This is a genomic window from Streptomyces sp. NPDC091376 (assembly GCF_044757085.1).
Lineage (GTDB): Bacteria > Actinomycetota > Actinomycetes > Streptomycetales > Streptomycetaceae > Streptomyces > Streptomyces pratisoli.
This window is the reverse complement of the sequence record NZ_JBIVUF010000015.1, coordinates 1-17,154: the sequence shown is the minus strand read 5'-3', so window position 1 is coordinate 17,154 and position 17,154 is coordinate 1. Positions and strand designations below refer to the sequence as shown.

10 protein-coding genes are annotated in these 17,154 nt (G+C 70.7%); 8 read left to right on the top strand and 2 right to left on the bottom strand.

Annotated elements, in window-relative coordinates; translation table 11 throughout:
• Positions 1 to 21: 21 nt before the first annotated feature.
• Entirely contained in the window at positions 22 to 750 is a 729-nt protein-coding gene (locus ACIQMR_RS27920) for a MerR family transcriptional regulator (RefSeq protein WP_401392837.1), read from the bottom strand.
• Between the two features lie 63 nt (positions 751 to 813).
• Here ACIQMR_RS27920 and ACIQMR_RS27915 point away from each other — a divergent pair, with 63 nt between their 5' ends.
• Positions 814 to 1,104: a hypothetical protein gene (locus ACIQMR_RS27915; protein WP_401392834.1), complete on the top strand. Its 291-nt coding sequence runs from the start codon at positions 814 to 816 to the stop codon at positions 1,102 to 1,104.
• A gap of 131 nt (positions 1,105 to 1,235) precedes the next feature.
• Here ACIQMR_RS27915 and ACIQMR_RS27910 read toward each other — a convergent pair whose 3' ends face one another.
• Positions 1,236 to 1,754 (bottom strand): hypothetical protein, encoded by a 519-nt coding sequence (locus tag ACIQMR_RS27910; RefSeq protein ID WP_401392832.1) that lies wholly within the window; start codon positions 1,752 to 1,754, stop codon positions 1,236 to 1,238.
• Between the two features lie 431 nt (positions 1,755 to 2,185).
• Between ACIQMR_RS27910 and ACIQMR_RS27905 the strand changes: the two genes are divergently transcribed.
• The 7 genes from ACIQMR_RS27905 to ACIQMR_RS27875 all read left to right on the top strand — a co-directional run.
• Positions 2,186 to 2,716 carry a hypothetical protein gene (locus ACIQMR_RS27905; protein WP_401392829.1) on the top strand — a complete coding sequence of 177 codons (531 nt, stop codon included), beginning with the start codon at positions 2,186 to 2,188 and terminating at the stop codon, positions 2,714 to 2,716.
• A 76-nt stretch (positions 2,717 to 2,792) separates the two neighbouring features.
• Positions 2,793 to 3,638 carry a DUF4097 family beta strand repeat-containing protein gene (locus tag ACIQMR_RS27900; protein ID WP_401392826.1) on the top strand — a complete coding sequence of 282 codons (846 nt, stop codon included), beginning with the start codon at positions 2,793 to 2,795 and terminating at the stop codon, positions 3,636 to 3,638.
• 66 nt (positions 3,639 to 3,704) lie between these two features.
• Positions 3,705 to 4,706 carry an ATP-binding cassette domain-containing protein gene (locus tag ACIQMR_RS27895; RefSeq protein WP_401392823.1) on the top strand — a complete coding sequence of 334 codons (1,002 nt, stop codon included), beginning with the start codon at positions 3,705 to 3,707 and terminating at the stop codon, positions 4,704 to 4,706.
• Entirely contained in the window at positions 4,703 to 5,488 is a 786-nt protein-coding gene (locus tag ACIQMR_RS27890) for an ABC transporter permease (RefSeq protein WP_401392820.1), read from the top strand. The genes ACIQMR_RS27895 and ACIQMR_RS27890 overlap by 4 nt, the downstream gene beginning before the upstream one ends.
• Positions 5,489 to 6,627: 1,139 nt before the next feature.
• The gene (locus ACIQMR_RS27885; protein ID WP_401392817.1) at positions 6,628 to 7,869 is read left to right on the top strand and encodes an NAD(P)/FAD-dependent oxidoreductase; all 1,242 of its coding nucleotides are present in this window, start codon (positions 6,628 to 6,630) and stop codon (positions 7,867 to 7,869) included.
• Between the two features lie 371 nt (positions 7,870 to 8,240).
• Positions 8,241 to 9,539 carry an SRPBCC family protein gene (locus tag ACIQMR_RS27880; protein WP_401392815.1) on the top strand — a complete coding sequence of 433 codons (1,299 nt, stop codon included), beginning with the start codon at positions 8,241 to 8,243 and terminating at the stop codon, positions 9,537 to 9,539.
• A gap of 2 nt (positions 9,540 to 9,541) precedes the next feature.
• On the top strand, positions 9,542 to 17,154 hold a 7,613-nt coding region (locus ACIQMR_RS27875; protein ID WP_401392812.1), incomplete at its 3' end, for an amino acid adenylation domain-containing protein.

Below are 17,154 nucleotides of genomic sequence, written 5' to 3'. Positions count from 1 at the left end.
GGTTCCTCCGAACACGGCGGGTCACGTCCGCAGTCGCGCGCGAATGAGCGTGTCGAGGCGCTGCCATGCCGGGGACGAGGCATTGACCGTGCCCTGGATGAGGGCGGGGATCTCCGACGTGGCGTCCAGCTCGGGCGGGGCGCCGGGTCCGTAGCGTTCCCGGGTCGCCTCGACGATCCGGCGGGCGAGGTCGTCGAGGCGGGGATCGTCGGGTACGAGGTCGTGCGCGTGGTCGTAGTCGAGGAAGAGCTGCCGCAGAGCGGGGTCGGACAGGCTCTGGGCCTGGTCGTGGAACAGGGCGGTCGCATGGTCCGGGTGGGTGGCGAACACGAGGATCCACAGGTCGCGTTGGAGCTCCACCCAGCGAGGGGAGAATCCCCATTCGGTCAGGTGCTCCAGGTGGGCCCCGACCTCGGTGGGCAGCGCCGGCTGCCCGGCGGCGAGCCGGCGCAGGCGCTTCTGCACGGCCCGCAGGCTTCGGATGCGGGCGGTGAGTTCGTCGTCGATCTCACCCAGCGCCCGCTGGTAGTCCTCGTCGGTCGCCGATCTCAGCTCCCGGATGCGGGCCAGCGGGACGCCGGCTTCGGCGAGGGTGCGGATCTTGATCAGGTCGACGGCGTCGTCGGCGCCGTATCGCCGGTAACCGGACGCGTCGCGGTCGGGCTCGGGAAGCAGCCCCTTGTCGTGATAGACGCGGATGGTCTTGATCGAAACGCCGACGTACCTGGCCAGCTGCCCGATGGTGATCACCCTGCCATCGTCGCACTTGACCTTGCCCCTGGGGCAGGCTTGCAGGATGGAGTCATGGCGAACATGAATGCTGATCGGGAGACTCTGCGTGAGCTGGCCGATGAGGGTAACGAGGCGGCTCTGGACCGGCTGGCCGACCTCGTTGACGAAGCCGACGACGTCGAGGAACTGAGCGGGCTGCTGGACGAGGGGAGCATGCGCGCCGGATTCCTCCTGACGCGTCGCGCGATCGCGACCGGCGACCTGCGCGCGTTGCAGCGGATCGCCGACGCCGGGTACGACGAGGCGGGGGACGAGCTGAACCGGTTGCTGAAGGCACCGGCCGGCGCGGCCGACCACGCGCCCCGTACATGATCGGCGCCCAACGGCGCGCCCAACGGCGAGCTCAGTAGCGCCCGGTGGTCACCGCAGGGTGGTCAAGGTCGTGGTGCCACGTCCCGGGAGCGTGACCCCCGCTCCGGGGCGTTCTTCCGCCCGGCGGGAAGTCAGGCGGCGTGGCAGAGCGCCTCAGGGCCGGCCGGAGTCGAGGCGTGGGCCATGGTCGCGTGCACGGGGCGGACGGTGGCCGCTGCCCGCGAGCGGTTGCGGGCGAAGACGACGAGGCGCAGCACCGCGAACCTCGCGACACCGGCGAGTGCGGAGGCGGACAGGTAGACGACCTGCTCGAGCAGCACGCCGGGCGCCGCCACCAGCTGCCGCAGCACCAGCATCGCCACGCAGGTCACCGCGTACGCGGCCACCGCGGACCCGGCCGACTGCACATGCTGGCGCCAGGTCGCGCGCCCGCCCGCGCCGAAGGTGAAGCGGGCGTGCAGCTCGGTGGCGAGGGGCGTGGAGACCACGGTGACCAGGGCGTTGGCGAAGACCCAGGGAACCCAGGAGGCGAGGGCCGCCACGGCGAAGCCGGCGGCGAGCCCCACCCCGCCGCCGCAGAGCGCGAAGCGGGTGAAGGCGGTGAAGGCGCCGGGTGCCGCCACGAGCTGCTGACTCCGTGCCGTCTCCATGGTCCGACCCCTTTGACGGCTGACTCCGCGAAACGCGCACCCCTCGGCTGCGATGCCGAGGACTGCCCCCCTAGTGGTGCCATGATGGCACACAAGTGGCACCACTGGGGGTCGTCAGTGGTGACGCGCGTGCCGCCTGTGGCGCCACGGTGTGGATCGGGTCGCGCCTGCGTGGGTCGGCGATCGGTGCGCCGTCTCGGCATGGGCCCGGTCTGCTGCGTGCTCGTCCAGGCCGCGCCAGGGTGATGCGAGTGGTGCCATGCGGCGCCACTCGTGAGGTGTCCGGTGGGGTCCGGACTCCCGTGGCGCCGTACTGGCGCAACTCGATGTCGGTACGTTTTCGCAGGTCAGGGTCGTCCTGCTTACCTCGCGCCGCAATGGCCCTCCTGGTGGGCTTGCGCATGGCGCCATGGTGGTGTCACTATGGTGTCATGGACCTCACGCCGTATGTCGACAACCTCCGCCGCGAACTCGCGGTGGCCGCCGAAGCCGGCGGCGAAGAAGCCCGCGAGCTGGCCGAGCGGCTCACCGCTCCCCTGGAGTCGGCGACCCGACTGACGATGCTCAACGTGCTCTCCGCCGCGATGGACGAGATCACCCGTGACCTCGCCCCCGGGTCGGTCGACGTGCGACTGCGCGGCCTCGACCCCGACTTCGTGGTGACGCGTCCGGCGGGCGACGAGGCGTACGAGGACAGCAGCGGGCCCGCCGAGCCGCTCAGGGCACCGGCCCCGGCACCCGCCGACGGCGACGAAGGCGGCACCGCCCGCGTCAACCTGCGCCTGCCCGCCCACCTCAAGGCCCGCGCCGAGGAAGCCGCGAGCCGCGAGGGCCTGTCGGTCAACGCCTGGCTGGTACGGGCCGTGTCGGCCGCGGTCGACGGCGGCACCCAGCCACGCACGCCGGAGAAGAGCCGCACCACCCGCACCGTCGGACAGAGCTTCACGGGCTGGGTGCGCTAGCCCCGCCCGCCCCACTTCACCCACACCACGTCCCACCAGCAGGGACGCCGCGAAGACCCAAGAGGACGGGACAGCCATGCCTTCTTTCGACACTCCCCAGCCGATCTCGGTCACCGCCAACGTGGCCGCCGGTTCCATCCAGTTCTCCGCGAGCGACCGTCTCGACACCGTCGTCGAGGTGCGGCCCCGTGACCCGAAGAAGGACAAGGACGTGCGGGTCGCCGAGCAGACCGAGGTCACGTATGCGAGTGGCGTGCTGACCATCAGGACGCCCAAGGGGCGCTATCTCGTCGGGCCCACCGGCAGCGTCGACGTGACGGTCGAACTGCCCACCGGCTCGCGCGTCGACACGACCGGTTCCTGGACCCAGGTGCTCGGCGAGGGCCGGCTCGGAGAGGTCCGGGTGAAGACCTCGTCGGGCGACGTCCGCCTCGACAGCACCGGGCCGCTGCAACTGACCGCGTCGCACGGCTCGATCACCGTGGACCAGGTCGAGGGGCCGGCCGAGATCACCACCAGCTCCGGCAGCCTGCGCGTCGGTGTCGTGGACGGCCCGGCCGTCCTGAAGAACTCGCACGGCACCACGACCGTCGGTGCCGCGACCGGCGAGCTGCGGGTGAGCGGAGCCAACGGCGACATCGACATCCAGCGCGCCGAGAGCTCGGTCACCGCGACCACCGCCCACGGCACCCTGCGGGTGGGCGATGTGGCCCGTGGCACCGTCCAGTTGGAGACCTCCTACGGCGCCATCGATGTCGGCGTCCGCGAGGGCACGGCCGCCTGGCTCGACGTCAGCGCGAGCAAGGGGCAGGTGCGCAACGCGCTCACCTCCTCCGAGAGCCCGGACACGTCCGAGGACACGGTCGAGGTCAGGGCCCGTACCCGCTACGGCAACATCGACGTCCGCCGCGCCCGGGCCTGATCCGCCCGATCCCTCGTCAGCCCGCCCCACTTCACGACTCACCACGCCTTCACAAAGGAGGGCTCCATGCCTTCGTCTGTCATGTCCACATCCAGGCAGGGTGGCGGTCACCCGTCCCCGGCCGCCGTCTCCGCCGTCGGTCTGCGCAAGTCGTACGGCGACAAGACCGTCCTCGACGGCATCGACATCGTCGTCCCGGCCGGGACCGTGTTCGCGCTGCTCGGGCCGAACGGCGCCGGCAAGACCACCGCCGTCAAGATCCTCTCCACGCTCATCGCCGCCGACGGCGGGCAGGCCCAGGTCGCGGGCCACGACCTCGCCACCTCACCGGACGGGGTACGGGCCGCGATCGGTGTCACCGGGCAGTTCTCCGCCGTCGACGGCCTGATCACCGGCGAGGAGAACATGCTCCTGATGGCGGACCTGCACCACCTCTCCAAGCGTGAGGGGCGCCGGGTCGCCGCCGAGTTGCTGGAGCGGTTCGACCTGGTCGAGGCCGCGAAGAAGCCCGCCTCGACCTACTCCGGCGGTATGAAGCGCCGCCTCGACATCGCCATGACCCTGGTCGGCAACCCGCGGATCATCTTCCTCGACGAGCCGACCACCGGCCTCGACCCGCGCGCCCGCCACAACATGTGGCAGATCATCCGCGAGCTGGTCACCGGCGGCGTCACCGTCTTCCTCACCACCCAGTACCTGGAGGAGGCCGACGAACTCGCCGACCGCATCGCCGTGCTCAACGGCGGCAGGATCGCCGCCGAGGGGAGCGCCGAGGAGCTGAAGCGGCTGATCCCCGGCGGACACGTCCGGCTCCGCTTCACCGACCCGGCCGCGTACCGGTCCGCCGCCTCGGCGCTGCGCGAGGCCTCCCGGGACGACGAGGCGCTGGCGCTGCAGATCCCCAGCGACGGCAGCCAGCGCGAGCTGCGCTCCATCCTCGACCGGCTCGACACGGCCGGCATCGAGGCGGACGAACTGACCGTCCACACCCCGGATCTCGACGACGTCTTCTTCGCCCTCACCGACACCACCGACATTCCCCACCAGACCGAGGAGACCGTCCGATGAGCTCCCTTTCCCTTGCCGTGCGCGACTCCTCCACGATGCTGCGCCGCAACCTCCTGCACGCCCGCCGCTATCCGTCCCTCACCCTGAACCTGCTGCTCACTCCGATCGTCCTGCTGCTGCTCTTCGTCTACGTCTTCGGTGACGTGATGAGCGCGGGCATGGGGGGCGGCGACCGCTCCGATTACATCGCCTACGTCGTGCCGGGCATCCTGATGATGACCATCGGAGGCACCGTCGTCGGGACGGCGGTGTCCGTCTCCAACGACATGACCGAGGGCATCATCGCCCGCTTCCGCACGATGGCGATCCACCGCGGTTCCGTGCTCATCGGGCACGTCATCGGCAGCGTGCTGCAGTCGGTCATGAGTGTGGTCCTCGTCGGCGCCGTCGCCGTGGCCATCGGCTTCCGGTCCACGGACGCCACCGTCCTGGAGTGGGTGGCGGCGCTCGGACTGATGGCGCTCGTCGCCCTGGCCCTCACCTGGATCGCGGTCGGGATGGGCATGGTCAGCCCGAACGCCGAGGCGGCCAGCAACAACGCGCTGCCGCTGGTCGTCCTGCCGCTCATCTCGAGCGCCTTCGTGCCGGTCGACGCGATGCCGGGCTGGTTCCGGCCGATCGCGGAGTACCAGCCGTTCACCCCGGCCATCGAGACGCTGCGCGGCCTGCTGCTCGGCACCGAGATCGGCCACAACGGATGGCTCGCCGTGGCCTGGTGCCTGGGCCTCGCGGTGCTCGGCTACGTCTGGTCCAAGTCGGCATTCAACCGCGACCCGAAGTAGGGGGGCGCCGGCCTACGGGCGACCTCCCGCAACTCGTCCCACTCCAGGGCGGCGTACTCCGACACCCGTCGGCGTACGCCGCCCGCCGGCCTTTTCCGCCGTCGGCCCCGGGACATCGAAGAGGACATCGAAGAGGACCAGGAACAGGCTTTTGTGAGAATCCACTTCACCTCGGCGCAGTTCGGCCCGAGATGGAGCGGAGATAGCGCTTTTCCGATGGTTCCGGTTCTCCTTGTGCAGTTCCGTCCGGGATCCGATGGCAGGAAGGCCCCGATGGCCATGACGACGTAGCGGGCACCGTGTTCCCGCTCGTCCCGGACAAGGCCGGAGAGCGTGTCCTCGACATGGGCTGCCGCCTCCGCCTCGCGTTCCGTGTCCGTCTCCCCTTTGCCGTCGGCTGTTTCGGTTTGCCTGCGGGTGTGGATGGCGCGGTGCACGAGATTCGCGGCCCGTGACCCTTCTTGTCTTTCGCGACGACTCGCGCGAGGCACCGGTCGAGGATGCGGAGTGAGCGGTACAGGTCGAGAAGCGCCACGCAAGCCGCGTGATCTTTCTTCGCTTTCCAGGGGCTGATCTCTGCGCCGGGAATTCACGGCGCCACGCCCCACGCTCCACTGCGAGGCCGGCCAGGCGACCTCCTCGGCCGACGCCTTGGTGATGTGCCCGGCGAGAAGCCGCAGGTAGACGGGGTCCGGGCCCGCGCCGGCGTCGAAGTGGCCGTGCTTCGGCATGATCCGGAGGACTCCGGCATCAGAGGTGATGAGCGAGGGCAACTCCCCGTCGGTGGCGGCCTTCTCCGGCACGGCCGGTCGTGCGCGACGCGTTTCTTCGGCTTCTCCAGAAAATAACTTTGCTTTGCCAGAAGGGCTGAATCCGTCACGTGGCTGGCTGGATCCGAACTCGTGGTGGATTGTGACGCACAGCACACTCCTGACCGGATCGAGGGGGGCAAAGTGGGGCATGTCGTACGACAGTTGGGCGGAATGGATCATTCGAGTGGCGGGATATAGATGCCGGTGCATTGCCCCGCCATTACCGATGCTTGACCTTCATCTGCCGATTTTCATAGCCTCCGAATCGTGCTCGTGCCGCAGACCACGGTGCGCCAGTACCTCAAACCTAATTTGGCGGGGGATCGTATGTACGACGTCATTGTTGTGGGTGGACGCTGCGCCGGATCGCCGGTTGCGATGCTGCTGGCGCGACAGGGGTACCGGGTCCTCGTGGTGGATCGTTCCTCGTTCCCCAGCGACACGGTGTCGACCCACTACATCCACCAGGCCGGACTTCTGCGGCTCCAGGAGTGGGGTCTGCTCGACGAGATCATCGCGGCCAAGACCCCGGCGCTCCGGAAGATGAACTACTCCTACCAGGGCATCGAACTCAACGGATTCGCCGACCCGGTGGACGGCATCGACGCCGTCTACTGCCCGCGCCGCACCGTGCTGGACGAGATCCTCATCAACGCCTCCCGCCGTGCCGGCGCCGAGGTGATCGAAGGATTCACCGTCTCCGACCTGGTCTTCACCGACGGCCGCGTGACGGGCATCCGAGGGCGCGAAGGGGACGGGCCGGAGCGGGAGTTCCGTGCCACCGTCGTCATCGGTGCCGACGGCTTCCACTCCACGGTCGCCAAGAAGGTCGGCGCGGAGCTGTACAACGTGCGCCCCGCCGCGGGCTTCATCTACTACTCGTACTACAGCGGTCTCGACTGGGGCCTGCACCACAAGACCGGCTTCAACGAGAAGTGGTTCGGCACCTGGCCGACGAACGACGGCGTGAGCATGCTCGCCGTCATCTGCACCAAGCGCCAGCTCAAGGAGTTCCGCCAGGACGTCGAGGCCGGCTTCCAGGGCGTGTTCGACGACGTCTCGCCGGAGATGGGCGCGCAGCTGCGCGAGCAGGGCAGGCGTGAAGAGGCCTTCAAGCCCATGCGCTACCCGGACAACTACTACCGCCGCGCCTACGGCCCCGGCTGGGCGCTGGTCGGCGATGCCGGCTACCACAAGGACCCCTACACCGGGTGGGGCATCACCGACGCCTTCACGCACGGTGAACTCCTCGCCGAGCGCGTCCACCAGGGCCTCGCCGGCGAGCGGCCGATGGAAGAGGCGCTGGCGGAGTACAACAAGCTGCGCGACGAGGAGAGCGCGGGCGTGTACGACTTCACGACGACGCTCGGCGAGCTCACCGAACTCCCGCCGTTCTTCGAGGCGACGATGTCCGCGATGAGCGCGACCCAGGAGTGGACCAACAAGATGCTCGGCCTGATCGGCGGAGTCGTACCGGACTACGAGGTCTACGCGCCGGACGCCCTCGAGCGCCTCTACGACGACGCCGGCGTGCCGGAGGAGAAGCGGATCTACGACCCGGCCGGATGACGGCCGGTTCGCCGCACCAGCCCCGACCAGGGCACACCATGCCAAGCGCCGTGCGTTGAGCGTGCCGTCACCGGCCCTCACGCCGGTGCTTCGCGCACCCCTCACACAGAGAGCCGTGCGTGCTCTGGTGATCCTCTCCGAGTTCCCTTCGAAGGCGATCGGCCCGCCCGTCCGTATCCCTTCGGCAGCCGCCCGCCCGTCGGCCGGGCCCCCGCGCCTCAACCGGGCAGGCCCGGCACCACTTCTCAGCCACCACTCCTCATGCAGTCCGGCCATGCCCCGGGCTCGGTGCGGCCTTCTCGCAGGCCCCGACGCCTCGGCGTTCCCCGCACTGCATTCCATGCGCTCGACCCTCTGAGGGAGACCAGCAGATGACGCGTGCGTCCAGCATGTTCGATCTCATCAGTGACCAGGACGATGAAAGGCCCTACTTCGAGACGGGTGGCATCGGCAGGTCGCACGAGTTCTACACCGGCGAGGAGCAGCACCGCCGGGAGATGTCCCGTATCTATGGCCGACGCTGGCTCCCGGTGGACCACGTCTCACGGCTGAAGGACAAGGGCGCCTACACCACGCTGAACATCGGCACCGGATCCGTTCTGATCATCCACGGGGACGACGGGATCCAGGCGTACCACAACTACTGCCGGCACCGGGGCTACAAGCTCGTGGAGGAGGCTGCCGGCAAGCGGCAGAGCCTGGTCTGCCTCTACCACTGCTGGGTGTACGACCGAAACGGCAAGCTCAAGAGCCTCAACGGCACCTACCTGGACCACTTCTTCGAGAAGGAGAAGAACGGTCTGCTGCCGGTGAGGACCGAGGTCCGGTTCGGGGTCGTGTTCATCGCCCTGTCCGACGACGCCCCGGACCTCGACGCCTCACTGGGCGAGTTCGGCGAGTTCGCGCGCGTCTACGAGCTCGCCGACCTGGAGTGCGTCGAGGCGAAGGACTACCCGGTCGCCTCGAACTGGAAGCTCGTCGCGCACAACGTCAACGAGAGCCTGCACTTCCCCACGGCTCACAAGGACCTGCACCGCATCACCGACTTCGACGACGCGGGCACCTACGTCCTCAAGGGCGACATCGTCGGGGCCTGGCAGTCGATCCGCAACGGCTACAACTCCGTCTCCATGACGGGGCGCAGCGCCCGGACGCCGATGGATCTGGTGCCCGAAGCGGACCGGCAGAAGATCAACTGGATCACGATCCTGCCCAATCTGCTGTTCGGGTTCACGGCCGACTACGTGATGATGCAGTGGGTCTGGCCGGAGAGCCCCGGCACGTGCTTCGTACGGCACTTCTGGCTCTTCCACCCCTCCGAGACCGCCAAGAGCGACTTCTCCCACGAGGCCGTGTTCGCGCTGTGGGACAAGGCGAACTACGAGGACTGGGAGATGTGCGAGCGGACGCACCGCGGCCTGTCGAACCCGCTCTGGGCGCCCGGGCAGCTCTCGCTCGACGAGGAGGTCGTCTCGCAGATCGACTCCTGGGTCGCCGCCGAGACGGCCGAGCGCCCGGCCACCGCCGCCAACGCCGAGGACCGCGCGGTCACTTCGGCGAACGCCGCGAACGCCGAGGAAGCCGCCGACATCTCCGCCAGGACCGAGGACGCCGCCGCGAACGCCGAGGACGGCGCGGGCACCTCCGAGACCGGGAAGGCCATGGGTTGAGCATGGCAGCCAATTGCTACATCATCGGCGGCACCCGGGTCCTCACCCAGTGCGCCGCACAGCTCCTCGACGCGGGCGTGCGGATCGAGGGAATCTTCAGCGACGACCCGGCCGTGGAGGCCTGGGCGGGTGTGCACGCGATCCCCGTGCTCGACCCGTACGGCGATCTGTCGGCGACACTCTCGGCGCAGCCGTTCGACTACCTGTTCAGCATGGTCAACTTCCGGATCCTGCCCGCCGCGATCCTGGACCTGCCGACAACGGCCGCGATCAACTTCCACGACGGGCCGCTGCCCCGCTACTCCGGTAGCCACGTCCCCGCCTGGGCGCTGTACGAGGGCGCGTCCCGGCACGCGGCGACCTGGCACCGGATGACGGAGGCCGTGGACGCCGGCGGCGTGCTGTTGGAGCGCTGGTTCCCGGTCCGCGACCACTCCACCGCTCTGTCGCTGACGTACGAGACGGCCGAGGTGGGCATAGACCTCTTCGCCGATCTCGTGCCGCACGTGGTGGCCCGGACCCTGCCCGAGCCGGTCGATACGAGCGACCGCGAGCGGCGGTTCTACCGACGGTCCGCCCGGATGGCGTCCGGCGGCCTCATCCACGCCGGCACCTCCGCCGTCGAGGCCGTTCGGCTCTCCAAGGCCCTGGACTACGGCTCCTTCCCGAACCCGCTCGGGGTACCGACCCTCGTCACCGAGCAGGGCGCGGTCTTCACCCGGCAGGTCAGGCTGATCCCGCGCGAGGATCCCCGTACCGAGACCACCGTGCTGTCGGTGACGACGTCGGCCATCACCCTGGCCGCCCCGGACGCCGATCTCGTGCTGAGCGACTGCACCGCCGTCGACGGGAGCGCGCTGAGCGGCCAGGCCGCCGCGCAGCGGCTCGGCATCACCCCGGGCTCGCCGCTGCCCGCCGTCCCGGCCGAGCGGCTGGCGGACATCGCCGCCGCCCAGAAGGTGCTGCGGGTGCACGAACCGTGGTGGCGCGCACGGCTGGAGGGGCTGCGCCCCGCCCCGCTGCCCGCCGACGACTTCTCCGCCGCCGCGGCCCACTACGGCCGCTACGAACTGGCCCTCACCCCCGGCTCACGGGAGGAGGCCGTCGCGGTCGTCCGCGCCTTCCTCACCGTCGTGGCCGAGCGCACCGGCGAGCAGACCTTCGACTTCGCCTGGTCGCCGTCGGCCGCGCGGGTCCTCGCGGAGCGGACCCACGGCATCGCCGCCGCGCGATTCCCCATACGGTTCGACGGCGACACCTCCCGGTCCCTGCAGGACAAGCTGGACGAGGCGGTCGCCCGCCAGGGCTACGCCAGCGACCTCGAACTCCGGCTCGGCCTGGCCGGTCGCCCGCTCGGCTCCGACGAGCCGAGCTTCACCCGCGTCATGGTGCTGGACCGCGGCGTGGGGGAAGAAGCGTCCGCCGAACCACACACCGAGATCGCCCTGCTGTGCCTGCAGGACGGCCCGCCCACCGTTTTCGTGCGCGAGACCGCGATGGGGGAGGCCGAGGCGCTGGAGTTCACCGAGCAGGTCGAGGACCTGGTCCTGACGGCCCTGCTCCACGGCGAGGAACCGCACGCCGAATCCCAGCCCGAACCTCACCCCCAGCCCGGGCGCCACTCCGAGCCCCACCCGGCGACAGGGCCCGAGGCGCAGTCCGAGGCGCAGTCCGCGGAGCCGCTCACGGCGCAGCCGGACGGCTCGGCCACCCCCTCGGCCGCCGGGACGGTACTGGACCTGTTCGCGGCCACGGTGGCCGACCGGCCGGGATCCACCGCTGTCCGCAGCGGCGCCCGCACGCTGGACTACGCCGGCCTGGACGCCTGGGCCGACGCCATCGCCGCGCGCCTCCACGACCAGGGCATCGAGTCCGGTGCGGTGGTCGGCGTACTGATGGAGCGGGACCTCCCGCTGCTCCCGGCCATGCTAGGAATCCTGCGGGCCGGGGCGGCCTTCCTGCCCATGGACCCGGGATACCCCGTGGAGCGGCTGCAGCGGTACGTGGAGGTCTCGCAGTGCGACCTGATCGTCACCGACAGCCGTACGCATGCGCTCGGCGCGTCGCTGGGCCCCGCGTGGAGCGTGCCGGAGCCGGACGGCTCGGCGCAGGCGGTGCCGCCCGAGGTCACCGGCTCCGACCTGGCCTACCTCCTCTTCACCAGCGGATCGACCGGCAACCCGAAGGGCGTGGAGGTCGAGCACGGGGCGCTGGCCAACTTCCTCACCGGGATCGGTGAACGCCTCGGCGTCTCGCCCGACGACACCGTGCTCGCACACACCACCGTCGCCTTCGACATCTCCCTGCTGGAGCTGTTCCTCGGGCTGACGGTCGGCGCGACGGTCGTCCTGGCCTCCCGTGAGACCGCGGGCGACCCGTCCCGACTGGCCGAACTCACCGGTGATGTGACCGTGGCTCAGGCGACGCCGAGCCTGTGGCGCCTGCTGCTGGGCACCGGCTGGACTCCGCACGCGGAGCTCACCGTGCTCTCCGGTGGCGAGGCCCTGCCGCCGGCCACCGCCGAGCGTCTGCACGGACCGGCCCGTGCCCTGTGGAACCTGTACGGACCGACCGAGGCGACGATCTGGGCCTCGTGCCACGAGGTCACCTCCGTGGGCTCCTTCCTGCCGCTGGGCGAAGCCCTGCCGAACATGGAACTCCACGTGCTGAACGGGGAGTTGGAGCAGTGTGCGGCCGGAACGACCGGCGAGCTGTACCTCTCGGGCACCGGACTCGCCCGCGGCTACGCCGGCCGGCCCGATCTGACGAAGGACGTCTTCATCGTCCACCCGGTGACCGGTGTGCGGCTCTACCGGACCGGCGACGACGTACGTCTGCACGCGGACGGCGCGATCGAGTGGCTCGGGCGCAGCGACGCCCAGGTGAAGGTGCGCGGCAATCGCATCGAGCCCGCGGAGATCGAGCGGGTGCTGGAGAAGTTCGACGGCGTCACCGCCGCCGTGGTCGTCGCGGCGCGCTTCGAGGGCCGCGGCGAACCGAGGCTGACCGCCTATCTGGTGGGCGACCGTACGCCGACCAAGTCCCGGCTCGACGCGTTCGTCGGCAGCTCCCTGCCCGGCTACATGGTGCCCGACGCCTACGTCGACCTCGACGCCCTGCCGTTGACCGACAACGGCAAGGTGGCGCGCGCCAAGCTGCCCCTGCCGACGAGGGACACCATCATCCCCTCGGCCCCCGAGCCCGCCGCGACGCCGGCGGAACCCGTGGAGCTCTCGGAGCCGGCCCTGACCGGTGTGACGGTGGAGGCGCTGGCCGAGTCGATCGCGGGCGTGTTCGCGGCCACGCTGGACCATCCCGGCTTCGACGTGCACGCCAACTTCTTCGACCTGGGCGGCGATTCGGTCAACGTCACGTTCGCCGCCGTACAACTCGGCCGTGAGCTGGGTGCGACCGTCACCGCCCCGTCGATCTTCGCCTCGGGTACCCCGGTGAAGCTGGCCCGGCTGCTGGGCGCGGAGGGCGTGGTACAGCTGCTCGACGCGGAGACCGAAGACGCCATCACCGTACGGGCGACGGGCGATCCCGAACCCGTGGTGAACGTCTCCGCCGTATCGACCTCTGCCGTATCGACCGCCGCGGTATCGACCTCTGTGCGGTCCGCGCCGAGGGAGGCCGCGCCGACGGAGCCCGCGTTCGCGGAGTCCGCCCGCCAGGCGGACGACGGCGCCCTGGCCGTCATCGGCATGGCGTGCCGCTTCCCCGGCGCCGCCACACCCGACGAGTTCTGGCAGAACCTCGTCGGCGGGGTGTCCAGTGTCGGGCACGCCCCGGACGGCAAGCGGGGCTGGGCCCACCTGTGGTCCGCCGCCGACGATGTGCCGATGGCCTGGGTGGACGGTGTCGAGTACTTCGACGCCGCCCGCTTCGGACTGACCGACCGCGAGGCCCGCCGCATGGACCCCCTGCAGCGGACCCTGCTCAGCGTGACGGCCGAGGCTCTGGAGAGCTGCGGCCACGACCACACGTCCCTGGGGGCTGCCACCGGCGTCTTCGTCGGCGTCATCGCGAGCGACTTCCCGGAGATCGTGGCGCGGAGCATCGGCCACAGCGACCCGCACGTGGCGACCGGCACGGCCGCCTCGATGGTCGCCAACCGGCTGTCGCACGTCTTCGACTGGTCGGGGCCGAGCTTCGCCGTCGACACGGCCTGCTCGTCCTCCCTCGTCGCCCTGCACCAAGCGGCCATGCATCTGCGGGCGGGCGATGTGGACGCCGCCGTGGTCGGCGCCGCGAACCTGGTTCTCACCCCGACCAAGACACGCTCCTTCGCCCGCAACGGGATGCTGTCCCCGCAGGGCATGTGCCGCACCTTCGACGATGCCGCCGACGGCTACGTACGAGGAGAGGGCACCGGCGCCGTCATCCTCAAGCGGCTCACGGACGCCGAACGCGACGGCGACCCCGTCCTCGCCGTGATCCGGGGCACCGCCGTCAACCACACGGGCGGCAGTGCCGGCTTCCTCACGGCACCCAGCAGGCCGGCCCAGGAAGCGGTGCTGCGCAAGGCGCTGGCCGGCTCCGGGCGCACAGCGGCCGACATCGGCTACGTGGAGGCGCACGGCACCGGAACGCAGCTGGGCGATCTCATCGAACTCGAAGCCCTGCACGCGGTCCTGGGCGAGCCGGCCGGCCGGCGGCCGGTCGCGGTGGGCTCGGTGAAGACCAACATCGGTCATCTGGAGCCCGCCGCGGGCATCGCCGGACTGATCAAGACGGTCCTGGCGCTCCAAGCGGGACACATCCCGCCGTCGTTGAACTTCAGCACCCCGAACAAGTCCTTCGACTTCGACGGTTCGCCCCTGTTCGTGGCCGACCGGCTGCTGCCGTGGGGCAGCGGCCCGCGGGTCGCGGGAATCAGCAGCTTCGGCTTCGGTGGCGCGAACGCCCACGCGGTGGTGGAGGCGGGACCCGGCGGCCCGCCGGACGCCACGGAGCCCGGTCCGCGGCTGCTGATCCTCTCCGCGGGATCGGACGAGGCGCTGCGCACCCTGGCCCACCGGCTCGTGCTGATGCTGCGCTCCGCGTACTGCCCGTCCCTGGACGAGCTGAGTGAGGCGAGCCGACGACGGCCCGCCGCGGCACACAGGCTGGCCTGCGTGGCGGACAGCGTCGAGCAGCTGGAGGACAAGCTGCAGCTGTTCCTGGCCGGGGTCGCGGACATCCGCTCCCTCCATGTGGGGGTGGCGTCCGCGACCGGCGCGACGGAGCCGGTCGGCGCCGGAGCGAGCCGGGAGGCTCTCGCCGAGGCCGCCCGCGCGTTCGTCGCCGGCGCGGCCCTGCCCGCCGGGCGGCGGCGCCGGTCGGGCGTACGGTTCCCGACCGCTCCGCACGCGGAGAAGTACCTCTGGCTGGAGCCCGCCGAGCAGCCGAACGCCGGGCAGCCGAACGCGCCTGTGCGCGACGGCGCGTCGGGCCGCACGAAGAGCACGTGGACGGAACACCCGGAGGCCGCGGAACACCTGGTCCTCGGCAAGCCGACACTGCCCGGCGCCGGGTACCCCGGCAAGGTCGCCGAGCTCATCGGCCAGGACCGGTTCGGCCTGCGGGACCTCACCTTCCGGGCGGCCGTCGAGGCTCCCACGACCCTCACGGCCGAGCGCGACCACGCCACGGTCGCCTTCCGTGACAGCACCGGCGCCCTCGTCTGCAACGCCGAGGTGACAGCGCCCGAACAGGTGACACTCGTCCCTCCGGCCACCGCCGACAGCCTCACACCCGTCGCCCTCGACGCGATGTACGAAGCGTTCGAGCGCGTCGGACTCAGCTACGGCGCCGGCTTCCGGACCGTGTCCACGCTGTCCGTGGCGCCCGGGCAGGCGATGGGCGTGCTGCACGGCGACACGCGGACCGCCGGCGCGGTGGACGCCCGGCTCCTGGACGGCGCCTTCCAGATCGCGCTCGCCGCGTGCGGCGCGCGGGGACTGTATGTGCCGTTCACCATCGAGCGGCTCACCGTCCTCGGCCGGCTTCCCGACACCGCCCGGGTGTACGCCCGGCGGGACAGGGACACCGGGCCGGACTCCGGTCTCCTGACCGCGAGCCTGGTGATCCTCGACGGCGACGAACCCGTACTGGAAGCCCGCGGGATCTCCTGGAAGCGGCTCTCCCAGGCGCCGTCGCCGCAGGCCCCGGGAGACGACGCGCGAAACGGCCACCGTGGCGCGCCGACGTCGTCGCCGACCCCGGCGCACGTGTCCAACGGCCACCGTCCCGTGCCGGTCCCCGGCCGCCCGGCGGCCGGAGGTCTCGACACGGCCCTGGCCCAGTGGGTGGCAGCCGCCCTGGAGTTGGACGTCGACGAGCTGGAGACGGACCGACCGCTGCAGGAGCAGGGGCTCGATTCGATGCTCGCGGTCTCGCTGGCCCAGGACATCCGGGCCAAGCTGGACGTGGAGATACCTGTGACGCTGGTCCTGGAGGTCGGCACGGTCGATCGCCTGGCCGCCGAGCTGAGGGACGAGTACGGGGTCACCGCGGCGCCCGCCGACGCGGGCTCCCCGGACGCGGGCGGTGCCCCGCGGACCGCCGTGCCCGAGGAGCATCCCGAGCCGGCCGCGGCCCCGGACCCGGTTCGGGCCGTGGGCGCGGCCCGGGTCCCGGCCCAGGTGCAGGCGGTCGAACCGCCCGTCGCCCCGGTGCGCGGTGACGCGGATCTCCACGACATCGCCGTCATCGGCTTCGACGGAGTGTTCCCGAACGCCCGGAACACCGACGAACTGTGGCGCGTACTGCTGGAGGGCGTGGACTGCCTGAGCGAGGTGCCCGCCTCCCGCTGGGACATCGACTCGTACTACGGCACGGAGGGCAAGCCCGGCACCGTCTACCTCAGGCGCGCCGGCTTCGTCGAAGGGCTGACCGACTTCGACGCCGGATTCTTCCGGCTGTCGCCCGCCGAGGCGGAGTGGATCGACCCCCAGCAGCGTCATCTCGTCCAGTCCGCCTGGCGGGCCTTGGAGGACGCCGGCCTGGCGGGTGAAACCCAGCGGTCCACCGGTGTGTTCGTGGGCGCCAGCTACCAGCACTACCGGGACATGGTCGTCGGGGACGTCGTACAGACGGCGGCGGGCCTGGGCAACCACAACGCCATCCTCGCCAATCGGGTGAGCTTCTTCCTGGATCTGCACGGGCCGAGCATGACGATCGACACGTTGTGTTCGTCGTCGCTGGTCGCGTTGCACACGGCGGTGCGGAGCCTCCGCGACGGCGAGTGCGAGCAAGCCATCGTCGCCGGTGTGCACCTGGCGATGTCACCGCAGTACTTCCAACTCGGCGCACGACTCCGGTCGTTCTCTCCCTCCCATGCCCTTCGGCCGTTTGATGCGGGTGCGGATGGGTTTGTGCCGGGGGAGGGTGTGGTGACGGTGGTGGTGAAGCCGTTGCGTGCTGCGTTGCGTGATGGTGATCGGGTGCGGGGTGTGATCAGGGGGAGTGCGGTCAACCACGGTGGTCGTACGAGTGGGTTGACGGTGCCGAGCAGTGCGGCGCAGCAGGAGGTTGTGTCTGCGGCGTTGGGTGATGCGGGGGTGTCGGTGGAGTCGATCGGGTTGGTGGAGGCTCATGGGACGGGGACGTCTTTGGGTGATCCGATCGAGGT

What these genes read in the sequence shown, in the direction of transcription:
- ACIQMR_RS27895 (WP_401392823.1), top strand. Translation starts at nt 3,705, where the DNA reads ATGCCTTCGTCTGTCATGTCCACATCCAGGCAGGGTGGCGGTCACCCG.
- ACIQMR_RS27915 (WP_401392834.1), top strand. Translation starts at nt 814, where the DNA reads ATGAATGCTGATCGGGAGACTCTGCGTGAGCTGGCCGATGAGGGTAAC.
- ACIQMR_RS27905 (WP_401392829.1), top strand. Translation starts at nt 2,186, where the DNA reads ATGGACCTCACGCCGTATGTCGACAACCTCCGCCGCGAACTCGCGGTG.
- ACIQMR_RS27900 (WP_401392826.1), top strand. Translation starts at nt 2,793, where the DNA reads ATGCCTTCTTTCGACACTCCCCAGCCGATCTCGGTCACCGCCAACGTG.
- ACIQMR_RS27885 (WP_401392817.1), top strand. Translation starts at nt 6,628, where the DNA reads ATGTACGACGTCATTGTTGTGGGTGGACGCTGCGCCGGATCGCCGGTT.
- ACIQMR_RS27880 (WP_401392815.1), top strand. Translation starts at nt 8,241, where the DNA reads ATGACGCGTGCGTCCAGCATGTTCGATCTCATCAGTGACCAGGACGAT.
- ACIQMR_RS27890 (WP_401392820.1), top strand. Translation starts at nt 4,703, where the DNA reads ATGAGCTCCCTTTCCCTTGCCGTGCGCGACTCCTCCACGATGCTGCGC.
- ACIQMR_RS27910 (WP_401392832.1), bottom strand. Translation starts at nt 1,754, where the DNA reads ATGGAGACGGCACGGAGTCAGCAGCTCGTGGCGGCACCCGGCGCCTTC.